Origin of the sequence: Blastococcus sp. VKM Ac-2987 (assembly GCF_026967805.1) — a bacterium.
Taxonomy (GTDB): domain Bacteria; phylum Actinomycetota; class Actinomycetes; order Mycobacteriales; family Geodermatophilaceae; genus Blastococcus.
The window spans coordinates 1,211,182-1,228,594 of record NZ_JAPVBG010000001.1 but is presented as its reverse complement, the minus strand read 5'-3'; the positions used below and the strand labels follow the sequence as shown (position 1 = coordinate 1,228,594).

Below are 17,413 nucleotides of genomic sequence, written 5' to 3'. Positions count from 1 at the left end.
GCGCAGCTCGCCGCCGCCGTCGAGGAGGTGGCCGGCCTGGTGCCCGACGACGCCTGGCAGGTGCTCGCCCTGGTCGCCGCCGCCGCGCTGGCGGCCTGGCTGGTCGGCGTCCTGATCGGCGTCCTGGTGCGCCGGCTGGCCCGGACGTCGGTGGTGGCCGCGGACCTGTCCCGGCGCGGCCGGGCACCGCTGCGGACCCTGCTGGTGCTGATCGCCGTCACGCTCGTGCTCGACGCCGGGCCCGAGCTCGGCGGCTGGCGGGACCCGGTCGTGCGGGTCCTCGGCCTGGCGCTGATCGCGACCGTCGGCTGGCTGGTGGCGGTGGTGGTGCAGGTGACGGCCGACCTGGCGCAGGCCCGGTACGACGTCGACGTCGTCGACAACCGGCACGCCCGCCGGGTGCGGACGCAGATCGGCCTGCTGCGCCGGTTGGCGATCGTGCTGGTCGCCGTCCTGACCGTGGGGGCGATGCTGCTGACCTTCCCCTCCGCGCGCACCGCGGGCGCCAGCATCCTGGCCAGCGCGGGCGTCATCTCGATCGTCGCCGGCCTCGCCGCGCAGACCTCGCTGGCCAACGTCTTCGCCGGGCTGCAGCTGGCCTTCACCGACGCCATCCGCGTCGACGACGTCGTGGTGGTCGAGGAGGAGTGGGGCCGGATCGAGGAGATCACCCTGACCTACGTCGTCGTCCACGTCTGGGACGACCGCCGGCTGGTGCTGCCCTCCACCTACTTCACGACCACGCCCTTCGAGAACTGGACGCGCAAGGAGTCGGCCGTGCTCGGCTCGGTCGAGCTCGACGTCGACTGGACCGTGCCGTTCGACGACATGCGCGCCGAGCTGCACCGGCTGCTCGAGGGCGAGGAGCTGTGGGACGGGCGGGTGTCGGTCCTGCAGGTGACCGACGCGGTCGGCTCGGTGGTGCGGGTCCGGGTGCTGGTCAGCGGCAAGGACGGGCCCACCCTGTTCGACCTGCGCTGCCACGTCCGGGAGGGCCTGGTCGGGTGGCTGCAGCGGGAGCACGGCCGCGGGCTGCCCCGGGTGCGGGTCGAGGAGCTGTCGGCGGCGGCCGGGCGGCGCGACCCGGCCGGGGCGCCCCTCCCGGCGGGGCCGGCCGAGGGCGCCTCGCTGTTCACCGGCAGCAGCGAGGCGCTCGAGCGCTCGCGGGCGTTCACCGGTCCGAGCGGGGCGGAGACGGCCGACCGGGACACCCCGCCGGGGCCCGGCCGCTGACCGTCGCCGACCTGGTCGGGTGAGGCGGGCGGTGCCGCGGCGCGTGGCTGGTTAGGCTGCCTCCCGTGCCGAGCATCGATGCCGTAGGCGCGCGGGAGATCCTCGACTCGCGCGGAAACCCCACCGTGGAGGTCGAGGTCGCCCTCGACGACGGGACGATCGCCCGGGCCGCCGTGCCCAGCGGCGCCTCCACGGGCGCCTTCGAGGCGGTCGAGCTGCGGGACGGGGGTGAGCGGTACGGCGGCAAGGGCGTGACCAAGGCCGTCGACGGCGTCCTCGACGTCATCGGCCCCGAGCTCGTCGGCTACGAGGCCAGCGAGCAGCGGCTGATCGACCAGCGCCTGCTCGACCTCGACGGCACCCCGGACAAGTCCCGCCTGGGCGCGAACGCCATCCTCGGCGTCAGCCTGGCCGTCGCGCGCGCCGCCGCCGACTCCACCGGGCTGCCGCTGTTCCGCTACGTCGGCGGGCCGTCGGCGCACCTGCTGCCGGTGCCGATGATGAACATCCTCAACGGTGGCGCCCACGCCGACAGCAACGTCGACGTGCAGGAGTTCATGATCGCACCCGTCGGCGCCGGCACCTTCGCCGAGGCGCTGGCGATGGGCACCGAGACCTACCACGCGCTCAAGGCGGTCCTGAAGGGCCGCGGGCTGGCCACCGGCCTCGGCGACGAGGGTGGCTTCGCCCCCGACCTGCCCAGCAACCGCGACGCCCTGGACCTCATCGCCGAGGCGGTGGAGAAGGCCGGCTACACCCTCGGCTCCGACATCGCCTTCGCCCTGGACGTCGCCGCGACCGAGTTCCACACCGACGGGGGCTACGACTTCGAGGGCCGGTCCCGCTCGGCGGAGTACCTGGTGGACTACTACCGGGGCCTGGTCGACGCCTACCCCATCGTCTCCATCGAGGACCCGCTCGACGAGGAGGACTGGGACGGCTGGATCGCGATGACCGCCGCCCTCGGCGACCGGGTGCAGATCGTCGGCGACGACCTGTTCGTCACCAACCCGACGCGGCTGGCCGACGGCATCGCCCGCGGCGCGGCCAACGCGCTGCTGGTGAAGGTCAACCAGATCGGCACGCTCACCGAGACCCTCGACGCGGTCAACCTGGCGCACCGCAACGGCTACCGCTGCATGATGAGCCACCGCTCCGGCGAGACCGAGGACACCACGATCGCCGACCTCGCCGTCGCCACCGACTGCGGGCAGATCAAGACCGGTGCCCCGGCGCGCAGCGAGCGCGTGGCCAAGTACAACCAGCTGCTGCGCATCGAGGAGGAGCTGGACGACGCCGCCCGCTACGCCGGTGCGGCGGCGTTCCCGCGGCTGAACGGCTGAGCCGGGACCGATGAGCAGCGTTCGTGGCCGGCGGGGCGGCCCCCCGGCCGACGGACGTCGGGCGACCGGCCGGGTGCCGCGCGTGCAGCACACCCGGCCGTTGCGCACCGGCCTGCGGTCGAACGCGTCCAGCCGGCCCGGGCAGCGGCGGTCCGACCGCCGCCCGGAGCGGCGGCCGGCCACCCCGGCCGCGGTCCGGCGCCGGCCGCTGTTCACCGGCCGCGTGGTCGTCCTGGTCGGGCTGGTGCTGCTGCTGGCGCTCACCCTGGCCGGTCCGCTGCGGCAGTACCTGGCCGGTCAGGCGGAGCTCACCCGGCTGGCCGCCGAGGGGGAGGCGCTCGACCAGCGGGTGGCCGACCTCGAGGGCGAGCTGGAGCGGCAGTCCGACCCCGCCTACGCGCAGCGGCAGGCGCGGGAGCGGCTGTCCTACGTGCTCCCCGGTGACCGGCTGCTGATCGTCGTCGACGGCGAGGCCGTCGAGGGCGACGCCGGCACGCTTGCCGCCGCGGCGGAGCAGCCGGAACCGCTGTCCTGGTACGAGGGGCTGATGCGGTCGGTGGCCGACGCCGACGCGGACGGGACCGATGGGACCGGCGCGGGAGGTGCGGACGAGTGAGCGAGCCGGTCACCCCGGAGGACCGGGAGGTCGTCGCGCGCCAGCTCGGCCGGCCGCCGCGCGCGCTGGTGGGTGTGGCCCACCGCTGCCCGTGCGGGCAGCCCGACGTGGTCGAGACCTCGCCGCGGCTGGAGGACGGCACGCCGTTCCCGACGCTCTACTACCTGACCTGCCCGCGGGCCTCGGCCGCCGCCAGCCGGCTGGAGTCCGCCGGCCGGATGCGGGAGTGGCAGGACGAGCTGGCCACCGACCCCGCGCTGGCCGAGGGATACCGGGCGGCGCACGAGTCGTACCTGGCGACCCGGGACGCCCGGGACGTGCTGCCCACCCGCGCCACCGCCGGCGGCATGCCCGACCGGGTCAAGTGCCTGCACGCCCTCGCCGGGCACGCCCTGGCGGCCGGGCCTGGGGTGAACCCGATCGGTGACCGCGCGGTCGAGGGCATGGGCGAGTGGTGGGCCAAGGGCCCCTGCGCGCTCCCGGAGGGCTCCGGTATCGAGGGCTCCGGTACCGCGGGCTCTGCCCCCGGGGACGACGCGTGACCCGGGTCGCGGCGATCGACTGCGGCACCAACTCCATCCGGCTGCTGGTGGCCGACGTGCCCGCCGACGGTGGGCACACCGACCTGCTCCGCCGGATGGAGGTGGTGCGGCTCGGCCAGGGCGTGGACGCCACCGGCCGGCTCGCACCGGAGGCGATCGAGCGCACCCGGCTGGTCCTGGCCGAGTACGCGGCGGCGGCCCGCGACCTGGGCGCCACCGACGTCCGGATGGTGGCCACCAGCGCCACCCGGGACGCGGCGAACCGCGCCGAGTTCGAGGACATGGCCCGGGCCACGCTCGGCCGTACGCCCGACGTGGTGACCGGCCGCGAGGAGGCCGAGCTGTCGTTCCTCGGCGCCACCGGCTCGGTCGCCGCCGCGGCGGCGGCGCACGGGCTCCAGCCGCCCCGCCCGCCCTACCTGGTGGTCGACATCGGCGGCGGCTCGACCGAGTTCGTCCTGGGCGACGACGACGGCGTGCTCGCCGCGCGGTCGGTGGACATCGGCTGCGTCCGGCTCACCGAACGGCACCTGCACGACGATCCGCCGACGCCCGAGCAGACCGCGCTCGGCGAGCGGGACATCCGGACCGCCCTGGCCGAGGTGACCGCCGAGGTACCCGTCGACCGGGCCGCCACCCTGGTCGGGCTGGCCGGGTCGGTGACCACCGTGGCGGCGCTCGCCCTCGACCTGCCGACCTACGACTCCGAGGCCATCCACGGCTCCCGGATCCCGGTCGACGACGTCCGGCGGGTCGCGGCCGGGCTGCTCGCGGCCACCCGGGTGCAGCGGGCGGCGTCGCCGGTCATGCACCCCGGCCGGGTCGACGTCATCGGGGCGGGGGCGCTGGTCCTCCGGGTGCTCATGGACGAGTTCGGCCTGCCCGAGGTGACGGTCAGCGAGCACGACATCCTCGACGGCATCGCGCTGCGCCTCGCCCGCCCCCAGGCATAGGAAGCTATGCCTGCGGTCCACGCGCTCCGGACGGGGGCATAGCCTCCTATGCCCATGGACGCCGAGGGCTTCCCGGTCACCCGCACGCCGGCGGGGGTGGTCCGCGGCGCCAGGGCGGTCCGCGAGCTCGCCGTCCTCGACCAGCGCATCTCCGGCTGCTACGCCTGCCCCCGGCTGGTCGCGTGGCGCGAGGAGGTCGCGCAGGTCAAGCGGGCCTCGTTCCGCGACCAGGACTACTGGGGCCGCCCCGTGCCGGGACTGGGTCCGGCCGACGCCCGGATCGCCGTCGTCGGCCTGGCACCGGCCGCCCACGGCGGGAACCGCACCGGCCGGGTGTTCACCGGTGACCGCAGCGGCGACTGGATCTTCGCCGCGCTCTGGCGGGCGGGGCTGGCCAACCAGCCCACCTCCACGCACCTCGGGGACGGCCTGGAGCTGACCGACGTCCGGGTGGCCGCGGCGGTGCGCTGCGCGCCGCCGGCGAACGTCCCGACGCCGGCGGAGCGGGACACCTGCTCCCCGTGGCTGGCCCGGGAGCTGGAACTGCTGCCCCGGCTGCGGGTGGTCGTCGTCCTCGGGGGCTTCGGCTGGACGGCGCTGTGGCCGGTGCTGGCCGCCGCCGGGTACCCGCTGCCCCGGCCGCGGCCGGCGTTCGGCCACGGCGTCGAGGTGGCGCTGACCGGGCCCCGTGGCCCGCTGACCCTGCTCGGCAGCTACCACGTGAGCCAGCAGAACACCTTCACCGGCCGGCTCACCGAGCCGATGCTCGACGCCGTCCTCACCCGGGCGGCGGAACTCGCCGCGACCGCCGGCTGAGGTCCCGGCGGTCGCCCCCGGCCCGCTAGCGTTCGGCGCACGCCCCCGTAGCCCAATCGGCAGAGGCAGGCCCCTTAAAAGGGTCCCAGTGTCGGTTCGAACCCGACCGGGGGCACCGCACCGCCCGCCGCGGCGTGACCCAGGGCACCCGGGCGGGGGATCTCCGGGCGTCGTGGAACGCTTCGGGCGTGTCGGGCGTTGACCTGACCGAGTGGAGTGCAGGAGGTTGGCTCCACGACCGACGAGTCACCTCGAGGAGATGACGATGGCCAGTAGGAACCCGGCGTTCAGCCGTGGCTTCGGGAACGCGGGCCCCGGCCAGCAGCAGGCCGGCTGGGGCAACACGTCCCAGTACGGTGCGCCCCAGTACGGGGCCCCGACGCAGTACGGCGCACCCGCGCCGCAGCAGGACGCGTACACCGCGCCGTCCCCGTACGGGACGACCGCGGACACGCGGTACATGACGATGGACGACGTCGTCACCAAGACGGGCCTGGCGTTCCTGGTCACCGTCGTCTCCGCCGCCGCGACCTGGGCCATGCCCGGCCAGGCTGCGTGGGGGCTGGCGCTCCCGGCCGTCCTGGTCGCCTTCGTGCTCGGCCTGGTGATCGCCTTCAAGCAGATCGCCAACCCGGCCGCGACGCTGGCCTACGGCGCGCTCTACGGTGTCGCGCTCGGCACGATCAGCGAGGCGTTCAACGACGTCTACCCGGGCATCGTCATGCAGGCGCTGATCGGCACCTTCGGTGTCTTCGCCGGCATGCTGGTGGTCTACAAGACCGGCGCCATCCGGGTCACCCCCAAGCTGACCCGCTGGGTCATGGCCGCCGGTATCGGTGTCCTGGTCCTGATGGTGGCCAACTTCGTGGCCGCCTGGATCGGTGGCGGCGACGGCCTGGGCCTGCGCTCCGGCGGTCCGCTGGCGATCGGCTTCAGCCTGCTGGTGATCGGTGTGGCGGCGTTCTTCCTGCTGCTCGACTTCGACATGGCCGACGAGGCCATCCGTCGTGGGGCGCCGGCCAAGTTCGCCTGGTACATCGCCTTCGGTCTGCTCGTGACCGTCATCTGGCTGTACATCGAGATCCTGCGCCTGCTCAGCTACCTCCAGGACGACTGACCTCGTCCGCACACGACAGTGGCCCGGTCCCCGCGAGGGGGCCGGGCCACTGTCGTGTCAGGGGGCTACCTCAGGAGAGGCGCTCCAGCACCATGGCCATGCCCATGCCGCCACCGACGCACATCGTCTCCAGACCGAAGGTCTTGTCCTTGGTCTGCAGGCCGTTGATCAGGGTGCCCGTGATCCGGGCGCCGGTGCTGCCGAAGGGGTGCCCGACGGCGATGGCGCCACCGTGCACGTTCAGCTTCTCGATCGGGATGTTCAGGTCGCGGTAGCTGGGGATGACCTGCGCGGCGAAGGCCTCGTTGATCTCGACGAGGTCGATGTCGTCGATGGTCATGCCGGCCCGCTTCAGCGCCAGGCGGGAGGCGTCGACCGGGCCGTAGCCCATGATCTCCGGCGAGAGGCCGGTGACCGCGGTCGAGACCACGCGGGCCAGCGGGGTGAGGCCCAGCTCGGCGGCCTTGGTGTCGCTCATGACCACGACGGCGGAGGCGCCGTCGTTGAGCGGGCAGGCGTTGCCGGCGGTGACCCGGCCGTCGGGGCGGAAGACCGGCTTGAGGCCGGAGAGGCCCTCGAGGTTCGTGCCCCGCCGCGGGCCGTCGTCCTGGGTGACGACGGTGCCGTCGGGCAGCGTGATCGGGACGATCTCCCGCTCCCAGAAGCCGTTGTCGATCGACTCCACGGCGAGGTTCTGGCTGCGGACGGCGAACTCGTCCATCTCCTCGCGGGTGACACCCTTGAGCAGCGCCAGGTTCTCGGCGGTCTGCCCCATCGCGATGTACACGTTCGGGGTGTCGCCGTTCTCCCGCGGGTCGGCCCAGGAGTCGGCGCCGCTCTCGGCCACCTTGGCCACGCGGGCCTCGGCGTCGGCGAACACCGGGTTCTTCGTGTCCGGGATCGCGTCGCTGTTGCCCTTCACGAACCGGGAGACGGTCTCCACACCGGCGGAGATGAAGACGTCACCCTCGCCGGCCTTGATGGCGTGCAGCGCCATGCGGGTGGTCTGCAGCGACGAGGAGCAGTAGCGGGTGACCGTCGTGCCGGGCAGGTGGTCCATGCCCAGCAGCACGCTGACGATGCGGCCCATGTTGTAGCCCTGCTCGCCGCCGGGGAGGCCGCAGCCGAGCATCAGGTCATCGATGTCGGTGGGGTCGAGCGCGGGCACCTTGTCGAGGGCGGCACGGACGACGGCGGCGGCCAGGTCGTCGGGCCGCATGTCCTTGAGCGAGCCCTTGAAGGCGCGGCCGATGGGCGAGCGCGCGGTCGCGACGATGACGGCTTCGGGCATGGGAGCCTCCACGTTGAGGGGGGTCCGACGCGGATCGCCGGACGTCGGTCACCTCGGAAACTACCCTCGTCGCGCGGCGGAAAGCCCCGGCGCCCGCCAGGAGGACGCCGGTGTGGCCCGGGTCACGTGGTCAGCCGGCGACCGGGGACGCGGCCTCCGCCTCGGCCGGCTCGGCCTGCTCCGGGGTCGGCACCTCGGTCGGGCGGCGCCGGCGCAGCAGCGCCCACGGGCCCCAGGGACCGGTCTCCGAGCCGGCCACCTCGGCGGCCTGGACCTCGGTGCCGGGACGGTTGGCGGCCCGCGCCGCGGCGCGGGCGACCGGCCGCACGGTGTCGCGGCGCAGCGAGCGCAGGCCCCGGTCGGCGCGAGCCGGCCACACGCCGAGCGCATCGGCGACCGAGGGCAGCAGGACCGCCGCCGCGGCGGCGTAGCCGGCCCCGCTGGGGTGGAACTCGTCCACGCTGAACATGGTCTGGTCGGAGGCGAAGGCGGGGCCGAGCAGCGAGCCCAGCGACACCGTGCGCCCTCCGGCCTCGACGACGGCGATGGTCTGCGCGGCGGCCATCTGCCGGCTCCACCGGCGGGCCAGCGTGCGCAGCGGCTGGGCGATGGGCCGGATGGTGCCGAGGTCGGGGCAGGTGCCCACGACGACCTCGCAGCCGGCCTCGGTCAGCCGGCGGACGGCGTCGGTGAGGTGGCCGACCGACACCGCGGTCGAGGTCCGGGCGGTCACGTCGTTGGCGCCGATCATGATGACCGCGACCGTCGGGTTCTCGGCCAGGGCGCGGTCGACCTGCACCTCCAGGTCGGCGGCGCGGGCGCCGGACTTCGCCAGGCGCAGCAACCGGACCGGCCGCTCGGCCAGCTCGGCCAGTCCCGCGGCGACGAGCACGCCCGGGGTCTCGGCGGCGCGCTCCACGCCGAGCCCGACGGCGCTGGAGTCGCCCAGCACGGTGAGCACGATCGGCGTGCCGCGGCCCCGTCCGTAGACGCCGTCGCCCGACGGCGGGTCGCTCTTGTGGCCGCGGGCCTCGACCTTGCGCCGGGCGGACCGGGCCTCCTCGCGGAGCAGGGCGACCAGGGCGGCTCCCGCGATACCGACCCCGCCGCTGCCGTACGCAGCTCCGGTGGCCAGTCGTCGGGCCGTGTCGTTGCGCGTCATGGTCCCTCCGCTCCGGGTCGGCACCTACGTCGTCGGGGCACCACCGACGTTATCGGCCGCCTACGGTGCAAGCTGTGCCCCCATCCCTCCCTGGTATGACCCAGGCCCAGGACCCCGACGAGCGCACGCGGCAGATCGTCGAGGTCCTCGTCGAGGCGTTCGGCGACCTGATGGACGCCGACGCCGACGCCTTCCGCACCAAGTTCCGGAAGATGGCGGCCGACCCGTTCGCCTTCTACCGGGGGAGTGCGCCTCTTTTCTACGCGGACATGGCGACGTTCGAGGATCGGTGGTGCGACGAGCGCACGTCGCGCGTGTGGATCCAGGGTGACCTGCACGCCGAGAACTTCGGCACCTACATGGACAGCGCCGGCCGGATCGTCTTCGACGTCAACGACTTCGACGAGGCCTACCTCGGGCACGTCAGCTGGGACCTCCGCCGGTTCTGCGCCAGCTTCGCCCTGCTGGCCTGGCGGAAGGCGCTCGGTGACGACGTCATCGGCGAGCTGCTGGGCGGCTACCTGCGCTCCTACCTCGACCAGGTCGAGGCGTTCACCCGCTCCGACGAGGACCGCTCCTTCGCGCTTCGTGCGGACAACACCGAGGGGGTGGTGCGGGAGCTCATCTTCGAGACCACCACCCGCACCCGTCTCGGACTGCTGGAACGCATGACGGTGATCGAGGGCTACCAGCGGCGGTTCGCCGAACGCCCGCGCAACCGCCGGCTGGACGACGACGAGCGGGAGCGAGTGCTGGCGGCGGTCGAGCGCTACCGCGAGACCGTGCCGAAGGGGCAGCGGCGCCGCGAGGTCACCTACAACGTCAAGGACGTCATCGGCACCGGCGGGTTCGGCATCGGCAGCGCCGGCCTGCCCGCCTACAACGTGCTGCTCGAGGGGTACGACCAAGCCCTGGAGAACGACGTCGTCCTGTCGCTGAAGCAGGGCAACGTGCCGGCGCCCAGCCGGGTGGTCACCGATCCGGAGATCCGCGGCTACTTCGAGAACGAGGGCCACCGGACGGCGCTGAGCCAGCGGGCGCTGCAGGCGAACACCTCCCAGTTCCTGGGCTACACCGAGATCGGCGGCCGCGGGTTCGTCGTCGCCGAGCTCTCGCCCTACGAGCTCGACCTCGACTGGGAGGACCTCACCGAGCCGGAGGAGATCGCCCCGCTGCTGGCCCAGCTCGGCCGGGCCACCGCGAAGCTGCACTGCGTGGGCGACGCCGACAGCGACCACACCCTCGTGCCCTTCCAGACGGAGGAGGCGATCAGCGCGCTGGTGGGGGACCGGCGGGAGGAGTTCGTCGCCGACCTGGTCGAGTTCGCGCACTCCTACGCGCACCGCACCCAGGAGGACCACCGGCTGTTCGTCAACGCCTTCCGCGCCGGCGCCATCCCGGGGATCAGCTCCAGCGGCTCGCACCCCCTGCCGGCGGACCGGGCATAGGAAGCTATGCATACGTCTACGCGGTCGAAACCGTAGGCATAGCCTCCTTTGCCCAGGGGCGCCGGGCCGACGGGGCGGTCCCGGCACGAGGTCCGGTCTCAGCGGGCGCGGCGGCCGCGACGGGTCCGCAGGTAGTCGGCGACGACGTACTCGCCCAGCCGCTCGGTGTCGGGCTGGAACACCCGCCCGCCGGCCCGCTGGGTCAGGTCGTGGACGAAGTGCACCAGGCCGGGGTCGGGGTCGAGCGCGAAGACGTTCACGGTCGCGCCGGAGCGGGCCACCCGCTCCACCTCGGCGACGGTGCGGGCGATCGTCTCCGGCATCGGCGGCCAGCAGAAGAACGGTGTGCCGTCGTCCTCCAGGTGGGCGGTGGGCTCCCCGTCGGTGACCACCAGGACCACCGGCTCGGCGTCCCGGTGCCGGGCCAGGAACCGCCGCGCCAGCATCAGCCCGTGCTGCAGGTTGGTGCCCTGTAGCGTGTCCACGCTCAGCTCGGCGAGGGTCTCCGGGCGGAGCACCTGCGCGGTGGAGGAGAAGCCGATGATCTCGATCGCGTCCTGGGGGAACCTCGTCGTCACCAGCGAGTGCAGCGCCATCGCGGTGGACTTCGCCGCGCCCCAGGTGCCCCGCAGCGCCATCGAGTAGGAGAGGTCGACCAGCAGGGCGACGGCGGCCCCGGTGCGCCGCTCGGTCTCCACCACCTCGAAGTCGTCGACGGCGATGCGCACCTGCCGGTCGCCGTCCCGCCTGGGCTCGTGCGCCGTCCGCAGCACGGCGTTCTTCAGCGTCCGGACGACGTCCAGGGGCTGCTCGTCGCCGAACCGCCACTCCCGGGAGCTGCCGGTGAGCTCGCCCGCGGCGCCGGCGTCGGCGACGTCGTGCTCGCCGCGGCCGGTGGCGTCGAGCTGGGCGAAGACCCGCCGCAGCGCGGTGGCCCCGAGCCGGCGGACCGCCTTGGGGGAGAGTTCCAGCGTGCCGCCGGACCGGTTCAGGTACCCCTGGCGCTCCAGCTCGCGCTCCAGCTGCCGTAGCGCGGCGAGGTCGTCGGCGGCGGAGCGGCCGAGCGCACGCTGCAGCAGCTCCTCGTCGACGTCGGCCAGCGAGGCGCCGGCGTAGCCCTGCGAGAGCTGGTTCGACAGCGCCTCCAGGTCGGCCAGCTCGGCGACGGCGCTGGTGGCGTCGCCCAGGCCGAGGGACTGCTCGCCGTCGGGCACCTGGCCGCGCTGCCCCCACGGCAGGTCGGGGCGGGCCTGGCGCAGCGCGTCGGACAGGTGGGCCATCTCGCTGGCCAGCCCCATGTCCTCCATCGTCTGCGCCATCAGCTCGGACAGCTCGGCGCGCTGCTCGGGGGAGAGGCCGGCCATCATCCGCTCCTGCGCGGCCGCCCGGCGCGCGAGGGAGTCGATGAGCTCCTCGACCGACTGCGGGTCGTCGGGGAAGAACTGCCCGTGCTGCTCCATGAAGTCGGCGAACTGCTGGTCGGTGTCCTCTCCCCGGTTGTGGGCGTCGACCAGCCGGGACAGGTCGGCGACCATGTCCTTGACCGCCTGCATGTCCTGCTCGCCGGCGTTCTGCAGCGCCTGCTTCATCGAGGCGAACGAGCTGTCGAGGACCTCGCGGCGCAGCAGGTCCTGGATCTGCTCGTAGGCCTGGCGTCCCTCGTCCGAGCGCCACGACCAGTCCTTGAGCGCGCGGACCGCCCCGGAGGTGTCCTCGGGCAGCGCGTCGAGCTCCGCCTCGGCCAGGCGCGCGGCGTCGTCCGGGTCGGGGAACAGCTCCCGGCGCTCGGCCTCGACGGCCCGCTCGAGCAGCTCGCGGACCTCCTCGAGGGTGCCGTCCATCCGCCCGGCGGTCCGTGCCTTGCGCAGCCGGTCGCGCACCGCCCGGCGCAGCTCGTCCAGCCCGCGCCGGCCCTCGGCGCCGCGCCGGAGCAGCTCGCGGAGCGCCTCGCGCACCCCGCTGCCGCCGAGCACCGAGTCACCGATCTCGTCGACGGCGTTGCCGAGGTCGTACGGCGGGGCCAGCGGGTCGGGCCCGCCCCGCCACGCCCCGTAGCGGTAGCCCCGCGGGCGTCGCGTGCTCACGTCAGGCCCCGTAGACGGTGCGGCCGCCGTCGGTGTCCTTGGCCAGCCGGCGGGTGAGGTAGAGCCCCTCGAGGGCGAACTCGACGGCCGCCGCGGCCTGCTCGGCGGACTGGTCGCCCTCGGGCACGCCCAGCCGGCCGAGCAGCTCGGCCAGCTTCGGGATCGTGCCCAGCTGGCCCAGCAGCGCCGGTGCCGGCACCAGGTCACCGGACTCGACGGTCTCCCCGCCGGTGAAGTGCTCCTGCAGGCCGGTGAGGTCCAGCCCGGCGCAGCGGGCGCGGAAGGTCTGCGCGGTCGCCTGGCGCAGCAGGTGCTCCAGGATCTCCAGCTCGCGGTCGTCGTCGGGATCGGAGCCGGCGTCGGCGAACTCCACCTTGCCGCGGCTGGCCGGCACCACGCTCGGCAGGTCCACGACCCGGGCCACCGGCCGGGTCTCCCCGGCCACGGCGGCCCGGCGGACGGCGGAGGCGGCGACCGTCTCCAGGCCCGCGATGGCGAAGCGGGCGCTGACGCCGGAGCGCTGGTCGACGTGGCTGGACTCGCGGACCAGCCGGGTGAACCGGGCGATGATCTCGACCAGGTGCGCCGGCACGACGGGCTGCGCGAGGTGGTCGGCGCCGGACGCCGTCGGCCACGTCACCGCCGCCTCCTGCTCGAGCAGGCGGATCTCGTCGGCGAGCTCGATCGGGTAGTGGGTGCGCACCTCGGCGCCGAACCGGTCCTTGAGCGGGGTGATGATCCGCCCGCGGTTCGTGTAGTCCTCCGGGTTGGCGCTGGCGACCAGCAGCAGGTCCAGCGGCAGCCGCACCCGGTAGCCGCGGATCTGGATGTCGCGCTCCTCCAGGACGTTGAGCAGCGCGACCTGGATGCGCTCGGCGAGGTCGGGCAGCTCGTTGACGCTGAAGATGCCGCGGTTGGTGCGCGGGACCAGACCGTAGTGGACCGTCTCCGGGTCGCCGAGCGTGCGGCCCTCGGCGACCTTGATCGGGTCGACGTCGCCGATCAGGTCGCCGACGCTGGTGTCCGGCGTCGCCAGCTTCTCCCCGAACCGCTCGCTGCGGTGCAGCCAGCCGACGGGGGTGGCGTCGCCGTGCTCGGCGATCTGCCGGTGCGCCCAGACGCTGATGGGGCTGAGCGGGTGCTCGTTGAGCTCGCTGCCGACCAGCACCGGGGTCCACTCGTCGAGCAGGCCGACGAGGGTGCGGATCAGCCGGGTCTTGCCCTGGCCGCGCTCACCGAGCAGGACCAGGTCGTGGCCGGCGATCAGCGCCCGCTCGACCTCGGGCAGGACGGTGTCCTCGAAGCCGACGATGCCGGGCAGGGTGGGCTCGCCGGCGGCGAGGCGGGCGAGCAGGTTGGCGCGGATCTCGGCCTTGACCGGGCGGAACGCGGCGCCGGTCGCGCGGAGCTCGCCGAGGGTGGTGGGTGCAGGGGCGGGGGTTGCCGGTGCGGGGGTGTCCGTCACCTCCGCCACGGTACGACGCTGTGCCCAATTGTCGTCCTCCGGACGACACCGCGATCAATTGCCGTCCCCGGCGGTGATGAGCCGTTGCGTCGCTCCTGCGCGGACCCCTCGGGGGCCCACTCGGCGCGACGGCCGGCGGTCACGTTGCCGGGGGCCGCGCTCCTGAGATGATCGAGGTATGTCCGCACCGGAAGTTCCTCTCGTCAGTGGTGCGGACGTCGAGGCGGCGGCGCAGCTGCTGGCCGGCGTCGTCCGGCGCACCCCGCTGGAGCACTCCCGTGGGCTGGCCGATCGCGTGGGCGGGCCGGTGTGGCTCAAGTGCGAGAACCTGCAGCGCACCGGGTCCTTCAAGATCCGCGGCGCCTACACGCGGATCGCCCGGCTGACCGACGCCGAGCGGGCCCGCGGCGTCGTCGCCGCCAGCGCCGGCAACCACGCGCAGGGCGTCGCGCTCGCCGCGCGGCTGCTGGGCGCCCAGGCCACGGTCTACATGCCGGAGACCGCGCCCCTGCCCAAGCTGGCCGCCACGCGCCACTACGGCGCCACCATCGAGATGCTGGGGCAGTCGCTGGCCGAGCCGCTGCTGGCCGCCGCGGACCACGCCCAGCGCACCGGCGCCGTCTTCATCCACCCGTTCGACCACCCCGACGTCATCGCCGGGCAGGGCACGGTCGGCCTCGAGGTGCTCGACCAGTGCCCCGAGCTGGCGACGGTGCTGGTCTGCGCCGGCGGTGGGGGACTGGTCTCGGGCGTCGCAGCGGCGGTCAAGGAACGCCGTCCCGACGTCCGGGTGGTGGCGGTGCAGGCCGAGCAGGCCGCCGCCTTCCCCGGGTCGCTGGCCGCCGGCCGGCCGGTGGCGCTGACGTCGATGGCGACGATGGCCGACGGGATCGCCGTCCCCCGCCCCACCGACCTCACGTTCGCCCACGTGCGGGGGCTGGTCGACGAGGTGCGCACGGTCAGCGAGGAGGACCTGTCCCGGGCGCTGCTGTTCTGCCTGGAACGCGCCAAGCTGGTCGTCGAGCCGGCCGGTGTCGCGGCGGTGGCCGCCGTCCTGGCCGACCCGACGGCGTTCGAGCCGCCGCTGGTGGCGGTCGTCTCCGGCGGCAACATCGATCCGGTGCTGCTGCTCAAGGTCGTGCAGCACGGCATGGCGTCGGCGGGCCGGTACCTCTCGCTGCGGCTGCAGGTGCCCGACCGCCCGGGCTCGCTGGCCGCCGTCCTCGCGGAGCTCGCCGCCGTGGGAGCCAACGTGCTGGAGGTCGAGCACGAGCGCACCGGCACCCGCCTGCGGATCGGCGAGGTGGAGGTCTTCGTCGTCCTGGAGACCCGCGGGCCGGTGCACGCCGACGAGGTGGTGTCGGTGCTCCGGCGGGCCGGTTACGCGGTCACCCCGGAGTAGGGCCTGGACGCCGATGAGTTCGGTGCGCCCCCGCCGTCTCTGACTGCATGGAGACGGACGGGCGAACTCTGCGCCCAGGGCGAAAAGCTGTCGGGCAATGTCACAGGTCGGCCTTAGCGTGCAGGCCATGAGCGAAGCGATCGTCGTCGATGGCCTGATGAAGCGCTTCGGCGAGAACACCGCCCTCGACGGCGTCAGCTTCTCCGTCGCCGAGGGGGAGGTCCTGGGGCTCCTGGGCCCCAACGGTGCGGGGAAGACGACGGTGGTCCGGATCCTCACCACCCTGCTCCTGGCCGACGCGGGCCGGGCCGAGGTCCTGGGCCTCGACGTCGTCCGCGAGGCCGACCAGGTGCGCGGCAGCATCGGGCTGACCGGCCAGTACGCGGCCGTCGACGAGTACCTGACCGGCTTCGAGAACCTCGAGATGGTCGGCCGGCTCTACCACCTGCCGAAGGCCGAGGCGCGGGCACGGGCCGGTGAGCTGCTCGACCGCTTCGACCTCACCGACGCGGCGAACCGCCCCGCCAAGGGGTACTCCGGAGGCATGCGCCGGCGGCTCGACATCGCCGCCTCGCTGATCGCCCGGCCCCGGGTGCTCTTCCTCGACGAGCCGACCACCGGCCTCGACCCGCGAAGCCGGCTGGCCATGTGGGAGTTCATCGCCGACCTCGCCGACGGCGGCACGACCATCCTGCTCACCACGCAGTACCTGGAGGAGGCCGATCGGCTCGCCGACCGGATGGTCGTCATCGACCGCGGCACGGTGATCGCGCGCGGTACCGCCGACGAGCTGAAGGCCCAGGTCGGCGGTCAACGACTGGAGCTGACCGTCCGCAGTGCCGAGTCGCTCCCCGCCATGGTCGAGCTGCTGCGCCCGCTGGCACTGGACGAGCCGCAGGCCGACGAGCAGACCCGCCGGCTGAGCCTGCCGGTCAGCGGCGGCGCGGAGGTGCTCGCCGAGGCGCTCAAGCGCCTCGACGGCCACGTCCGGGAGATCGTCGACGTGGGGCTGCGCCGCCCCGACCTCGACGACGTCTTCCTCACCCTCACCGGGCACGCGGCCGAGGAGGCCGCGCCCACCGACCAGCCGGCCGACGAAGCCGTCGCCGCAGGGAGCACCCGATGACCGCGCTGGCCCTGACCGTCTCCGACAGCCTGACCATCACCCGGCGCAACCTGATCAAGGTCAAGCGGGTGCCGGACCTGATCGTGTTCGCGACGTTGTCGCCGATCATGTTCGTCCTGCTGTTCCGCTACGTGTTCGGCAGCGCGATTCCCGTCCCGGGTGGGCTGAGCTATGCGGAGTTCCTGCTGCCGGGCATCTTCGCCCAGACCGTGGTCTTCGGTAGCACGATCACCGGCGCGAGCCTGGCCGAGGACCTCCAGAAGGGGTTGATCGACCGCTTCCGCTCGCTGCCCATGGCGCGATCGGCGGTGTTGATCGGGCGCACGCTGTCCGATTTGTGCCTGAACGTCCTCACCATCGCCGTCATGATGATCACCGGCTTGCTGGTCGGGTGGCGGATCCACACCTCCATCGGCGAGGCGATCCTGGGCGTGCTCCTGTTGCTGTCCTTCGCTTATGCGATGTCCTGGGTCATGGCGTTCGTCGGCCTGCTGGTCCGCACCCCCGAGGTGGTGCAGAACGCCAGCTTCATCGTCATTTTCCCGATCACGTTCATCGCGAACACGTTCGTGCCGATCGACAACTTCCCGGCCGTGCTCAAGACCTTCGCGGAGTGGAATCCGGTGTCGGCGGTGGTCCAGGGTGCTCGCACACTCTTCGGCAACGTGGTGCCGGGGGCTCCGGAGCCGAACGGCTGGGCGCTGCAGAACCCGGTGCTCTACGTGTTCATCTGGGTGGCGATCTTCCTGGCGGTGTTCGTGCCCCTCGCGGTGCGCACGTACCAGCGGACCGCCAGCCGCTGAGGTAGCGACCCA

General features: G+C 73.7%; 15 protein-coding genes and 1 tRNA gene. 12 read left to right on the top strand and 4 right to left on the bottom strand.

Going from position 1 to position 17,413, the window contains the following annotated elements:
* The first annotated feature begins 39 nt into the window (after positions 1–39).
* The 8 genes from O2W17_RS06090 (at position 40) to O2W17_RS06055 (ending at position 6,620) form a co-directional block, all read left to right on the top strand.
* A complete protein-coding gene (locus O2W17_RS06090) occupies positions 40–1,233 on the top strand; it encodes a mechanosensitive ion channel family protein (RefSeq protein WP_269191505.1) in 1,194 nt (397 codons plus the stop codon).
* Between the two features lie 65 nt (positions 1,234–1,298).
* Positions 1,299–2,576 carry a phosphopyruvate hydratase gene (eno, locus tag O2W17_RS06085; protein WP_269191504.1) on the top strand — a complete coding sequence of 426 codons (1,278 nt, stop codon included), beginning with the start codon at positions 1,299–1,301 and terminating at the stop codon, positions 2,574–2,576.
* 82 nt (positions 2,577–2,658) lie between these two features.
* Positions 2,659–3,192 carry a septum formation initiator family protein gene (locus O2W17_RS06080; RefSeq protein ID WP_269191503.1) on the top strand — a complete coding sequence of 178 codons (534 nt, stop codon included), beginning with the start codon at positions 2,659–2,661 and terminating at the stop codon, positions 3,190–3,192.
* Positions 3,189–3,734 carry a DUF501 domain-containing protein gene (locus O2W17_RS06075; RefSeq protein WP_269191502.1) on the top strand — a complete coding sequence of 182 codons (546 nt, stop codon included), beginning with the start codon at positions 3,189–3,191 and terminating at the stop codon, positions 3,732–3,734. The genes O2W17_RS06080 and O2W17_RS06075 overlap by 4 nt, the downstream gene beginning before the upstream one ends.
* Positions 3,731–4,687, top strand: a complete 957-nt coding sequence (locus O2W17_RS06070) for a Ppx/GppA phosphatase family protein (RefSeq protein WP_269191501.1) — start codon at positions 3,731–3,733, stop codon at positions 4,685–4,687. Before O2W17_RS06075 ends, O2W17_RS06070 begins: the two co-directional genes overlap by 4 nt.
* Before the next feature lie 54 nt (positions 4,688–4,741).
* Positions 4,742–5,503: a uracil-DNA glycosylase gene (locus O2W17_RS06065; protein ID WP_269191500.1), complete on the top strand. Its 762-nt coding sequence runs from the start codon at positions 4,742–4,744 to the stop codon at positions 5,501–5,503.
* A gap of 41 nt (positions 5,504–5,544) precedes the next feature.
* Positions 5,545–5,618: transfer RNA gene (locus O2W17_RS06060), tRNA-Leu, on the top strand.
* 150 nt (positions 5,619–5,768) lie between these two features.
* Positions 5,769–6,620, top strand: coding sequence for a Bax inhibitor-1/YccA family protein (locus O2W17_RS06055; RefSeq protein ID WP_269191499.1), 852 nt, complete (start codon positions 5,769–5,771; stop codon positions 6,618–6,620).
* 70 nt (positions 6,621–6,690) lie between these two features.
* Here the strand turns inward: O2W17_RS06055 and O2W17_RS06050 are convergent, their stop codons facing one another.
* Positions 6,691–7,911 carry an acetyl-CoA C-acetyltransferase gene (locus O2W17_RS06050; RefSeq protein ID WP_269191498.1) on the bottom strand — a complete coding sequence of 407 codons (1,221 nt, stop codon included), beginning with the start codon at positions 7,909–7,911 and terminating at the stop codon, positions 6,691–6,693.
* A 130-nt stretch (positions 7,912–8,041) separates the two neighbouring features.
* Positions 8,042–9,073, bottom strand: coding sequence for an SGNH/GDSL hydrolase family protein (locus tag O2W17_RS06045; RefSeq protein ID WP_269191497.1), 1,032 nt, complete (start codon positions 9,071–9,073; stop codon positions 8,042–8,044).
* A gap of 95 nt (positions 9,074–9,168) precedes the next feature.
* Here O2W17_RS06045 and O2W17_RS06040 point away from each other — a divergent pair, with 95 nt between their 5' ends.
* Positions 9,169–10,521, top strand: a complete 1,353-nt coding sequence (locus O2W17_RS06040; RefSeq protein WP_269191496.1) for a DUF2252 domain-containing protein — start codon at positions 9,169–9,171, stop codon at positions 10,519–10,521.
* A 98-nt stretch (positions 10,522–10,619) separates the two neighbouring features.
* Here the strand turns inward: O2W17_RS06040 and O2W17_RS06035 are convergent, their stop codons facing one another.
* A complete protein-coding gene (locus O2W17_RS06035) occupies positions 10,620–12,605 on the bottom strand; it encodes a VWA domain-containing protein (protein WP_269191495.1) in 1,986 nt (661 codons plus the stop codon).
* 1 nt (position 12,606) lies between these two features.
* Positions 12,607–14,070: a sigma 54-interacting transcriptional regulator gene (locus tag O2W17_RS06030; protein WP_269191494.1), complete on the bottom strand. Its 1,464-nt coding sequence runs from the start codon at positions 14,068–14,070 to the stop codon at positions 12,607–12,609.
* A 178-nt stretch (positions 14,071–14,248) separates the two neighbouring features.
* Here O2W17_RS06030 and ilvA point away from each other — a divergent pair, with 178 nt between their 5' ends.
* The 3 genes from ilvA to O2W17_RS06015 all read left to right on the top strand — a co-directional run bounded on the left by ilvA (position 14,249) and on the right by O2W17_RS06015 (position 17,401).
* Positions 14,249–15,472, top strand: coding sequence for a threonine ammonia-lyase (gene ilvA / locus O2W17_RS06025; protein WP_269191493.1), 1,224 nt, complete (start codon positions 14,249–14,251; stop codon positions 15,470–15,472).
* Positions 15,473–15,599: 127 nt separating this feature from the next.
* On the top strand, positions 15,600–16,598 hold the full coding sequence (locus O2W17_RS06020) for an ATP-binding cassette domain-containing protein (protein WP_269191492.1): 999 nt from the start codon (positions 15,600–15,602) through the stop codon (positions 16,596–16,598).
* Complete coding sequence (locus O2W17_RS06015; RefSeq protein WP_269191491.1) at positions 16,595–17,401, top strand: ABC transporter permease; 807 nt, start codon at positions 16,595–16,597, stop codon at positions 17,399–17,401. The genes O2W17_RS06020 and O2W17_RS06015 overlap by 4 nt, the downstream gene beginning before the upstream one ends.
* Positions 17,402–17,413 lie beyond the last annotated feature (12 nt).